Origin of the sequence: Marinobacter sp. (assembly GCF_035268745.1) — a bacterium.
GTDB lineage: Bacteria > Pseudomonadota > Gammaproteobacteria > Pseudomonadales > Oleiphilaceae > Marinobacter.
Map to the genome: position 1 here is coordinate 1 of NZ_DATFKH010000039.1, position 2,583 is coordinate 2,583.

Annotated in this window: 4 protein-coding genes; all 4 read right to left on the minus strand. The window is 61.2% G+C overall.

From position 1 onward, the window contains the following. Positions 1–376: 376 nt before the first annotated feature. The gene (locus tag VJ956_RS02940; protein WP_324081481.1) at positions 377–925 is read right to left on the minus strand and encodes a putative metalloprotease CJM1_0395 family protein; all 549 of its coding nucleotides are present in this window, start codon (positions 923–925) and stop codon (positions 377–379) included. A gap of 48 nt (positions 926–973) precedes the next feature. Next, positions 974–1,222: a flagellar biosynthesis protein FlgE gene (locus VJ956_RS02945; RefSeq protein ID WP_324081483.1), complete on the minus strand. Its 249-nt coding sequence runs from the start codon at positions 1,220–1,222 to the stop codon at positions 974–976. A 50-nt stretch (positions 1,223–1,272) separates the two neighbouring features. After that, on the minus strand, positions 1,273–1,965 hold the full coding sequence (gene bioD, locus VJ956_RS02950) for a dethiobiotin synthase (protein WP_324081484.1): 693 nt from the start codon (positions 1,963–1,965) through the stop codon (positions 1,273–1,275). 17 nt (positions 1,966–1,982) lie between these two features. Then, positions 1,983–2,583 (minus strand): methyltransferase domain-containing protein (locus VJ956_RS02955; protein ID WP_324081486.1); only part of this gene is annotated, 601 nt, incomplete at its 5' end.

A 2,583-nucleotide genomic window follows, 5' to 3' on the forward strand; every position in this document is an offset into this window, starting at 1 on the left:
CGCGTAGCCCGGGAACATGGCCGGAGCGCAAATTAAACACTTGTTTGAAACATACGTTTAGGAACACAGAATTGTCAATAGCAAGCGTCGAAATTTGTCGGGGGGGTTTTGTTCACAGATTTTGCGATTACGCGGGGCAGGCAGTGAGATTGAGAGGTCATACCGAGCTGAAAGAAAGCAGGCGGACACATCCATCCAGGACCGTATGCAGCAGGGATGATGCATCCGAGCCTCATGGGTGAGTCCGAGCGTTTATGAAGCAAAGCTTCATGCGACAGACTCACGACCGCAATCTGTGATTGCGGGCTGGACCCCGCAGGGGTATTCACGGCGTGTCCTGAATGGACGTGTCCGCCTGCTTTCCTGCTCATAAGTATCAGGCCGTTGCCTGAAAAACTCCGGAGTTGCGCCCGGCTTCATCTGCCCCGCCAAGGCCGGATACCGACTGATAGGCTTCGGAAGCATCCCGGTTGATTCTGACCGGGGCGCCCGGGCCGGCACTGGCCTCATCTTCGCCGGCGCGATCCACCGCCAGGTCCGACTGCGCCTGCAGCATTATCTGCATAGCCTGGGCAGCAACCGCACGATCCTGGGGTGAAGGCTCGGCAGGCGCCAGAGCCGCCGAGCGCACGATGCGCATTTTTTCGATGGTGGCCTGAGGGTCGCCTTCAACAACAGAGGTATCAATGGACACCTCGCCGCCGACGGCGTACTGCGCTCCGTCCGGTCCACGCTGGTAGACATAGGAAATGGCGCCCGCATACTGCCCGCCGACAGCCTGATGGGCGGCTTCATGGGCACGGACTTCGCGGTCACGGGCTTTGAGTTCGGTCAGCTGCTCGAGCTGGGCGGAATCCAGACCCTGCTGGGCATTGGCCCGGGCCGGCGCTGGCGTCATGGACGGGGATGGCGTGACGGTTATCATGACAGACACTGAGGTTCAGAGGGCAAACCGGAAAGACCGGCCGCCGGGTCAGGCATTAATATCCAGCAGGGTTCCAAGGGTTTCGTCCGCTGTTCTGACAATCTGGGCCGATGCCTGCACGCTGCGCTCATAGAGCTTCAGATCGATAACAGGTTCAATCAAACCCCCTGCCCCATCTGCTGCAGTGCCCTGCGGGCCGTCAGCGCCACCGCGGGCGATCTTGCGGGCAGACGCCTCCATACCCTGAAGACCCTCCTGCACTCCCTGGATACCGATTCCGAGCGTGTTACTGATCATAACGACTCATTCCAAGATGGCTGACACTCTAGATTTAGCCACAAAACTGATCAGTTTTCAAACAGAACTTCCAGGGACAATGTTTGCGCCAGCACTGCCGGGTCGGCTTGCTCCTGCCAGGGCAGCACTCCCAGGCAGTGGGCCCCGAGGTGATTCCGAAGATAGGCCAGGGTCTCGTGTTCGGATTCCATCGGCTGAGGGTCCGGGCGGTTGGCAACCCAGCCGGCAATCGCCAGACCATCCCGGCGTATCGCCTCTGCCGTCAGCAACGCATGGTTGATGCAACCCAGCCTGAGGGGCACCACCACAATCACCGGCAGCTGCAGCGACACCGGCACGGCTGAATAGGTTTCCCGGTCATTAAGCGGCACCCGCCAGCCACCGGCACCCTCGATCAGTAACAGATCTGCCGGGCGCATCTGCAACCCCCGACAGAACCCCACAAGCCTTGCGGCCGTCAGCTGCCGGCCAGCCCGGGCCGCCGCAACATGAGGGGCAATAGCAGGTTGCAGGGCAACGGGGTTAACCTGCTCATAGGCCAGTGGCTCGGTCATCGCCCTTATCAGTGTCAGTGCGTCCTCGTTGCGCAACCCGTCCGGCGTTGAATCGCACCCTGAGGCCACGGGTTTCATACCCAGGGTTCGCAGGCCTCTGTTTCCGGCCGCCAGCAGGATTGCAGCCGACACCAGGGTCTTGCCAACACCGGTATCGGTGCCGGTGACAAAAAAGCTTCTCTTCGCCATCCATTCGCCTTTACTGATTACTCGGGGAGTCGACAGCTCAACCACGCCGCCTGGTAACTTGCATAAATCTGTCCATCATCTGCAACCGGGTAATGACGGCACATAGCCCGCAGGCGTCCGGGGGCTGTGGCACTGGAACGCCGGGAGGCACCCTTGAAACCCGCGCCAATGGCTTTCAGCTCTGACAGCAGGGCCATGGGCGAGGGATAGTCCAGGCTCACCGTTTCCAGGGCCAGAGTCGAATCCGGCAGAGTCTCAGCGGCCCAGCGCTGGTAATCCCCGGCAGAATCGAAACGATTCACGTGCTGGTGGCCAGGGTCAGCCAGACGCCAGGCCTCGCCAAGCTCGGCCAGGGTGCCATCAAGCAGCGTGGAGATCAGCAACTGCCCGCCAGGCCGGAGTACCCGCCGGCACTCTGACAGCACGCGGCAGGGGTTTTGCGACCACTGAATCATCAGGTTGCTGAAAATCAGATCCACACTGCTATTGGCCAGCGGCAGCGCTTCTGCGTCGGCCACCAGCCATTGCAGCCCCGGGGAGCAGGCCGAACGGGCAAACTGAAGCATGCCGGGGGCAAGATCCGCTCCGATGGTCTGCCCCGCCATCGAGCGCTCACCC